Source organism: Mesorhizobium sp. M7A.F.Ca.CA.003.01.2.1 (genome assembly GCF_003998945.1).
GTDB classification, from domain to species: domain Bacteria; phylum Pseudomonadota; class Alphaproteobacteria; order Rhizobiales; family Rhizobiaceae; genus Mesorhizobium; species Mesorhizobium ciceri.
In genome coordinates this window covers 1-691 of sequence record NZ_RZRA01001524.1, presented here as the reverse complement: position 1 = coordinate 691, position 691 = coordinate 1, and the positions used below count along the sequence as shown (strand labels likewise).

At 70.2% G+C, this 691-nt stretch carries 1 pseudogene; it reads right to left on the bottom strand.

The features are described from left to right. Nucleotides 1–691 (bottom strand): annotated as a pseudogene (locus tag EN969_RS33940) (heme biosynthesis protein HemY); the annotation flags it as partial.

Below are 691 nucleotides of genomic sequence, written 5' to 3'. Positions count from 1 at the left end.
GCCCTGGACAGCAGCTGCCGAACTTTGCCCTGATCGCCGGTCTCGGCCTCCTCGATGTCGGCGAGCAGCAGATAGGCGCCCTCGCGACGGTCCATCCGGATCGCCGCCTCGGCCTCGCGGCGGGCGGTCGCGAAATCCTGCGCGTCGAGCGCGGCGCGCGCCACCGTCATCGACGATTCGGCGTGGTTCTTCTTCATCTCCTGCAGCTTCTTCGCCCGGTTGAGGCGGTCGAGCACCGCGTCGCCCGGCCTTGCATGGGTATAGAGCTCGGCGATCTCCGGATGCGGCTCGGCCTTCCACGCCGCCTCGAGTATCTTCGAGCCCTTGCGCACATCGTTCTGCTTGAACAGTGCGGCCGCGGCGGCCACGGCGGCAGGCGCGAAATCGGGCCTGAGCTTGTTCGCTTCGATCGCCGCCGTCCTGGCGGCGGCGGGATCGCTGTCGGCAAGCGCCTGCGCCTTGGCGGTCAGCAGCACGGCGCGGCGGCGGTTGGCGGCATCGCGTTCGATCTGCCGTGTCGCTTTCTGCGCGTCGACGAGTTTCAGGGCGCCGTCCCAGTCGCCGCGCGCGGTCAGCTCTTCCAGCGTCGATTCCGCCGCCCAGGCCAGCTGCGGCGCCACAGCGGCGGCGCGGCCGGCATAATGCCTGGCGGCGTTGCGGTCGCCGAGCCGTTCGGCTTCCAGATAAAGCC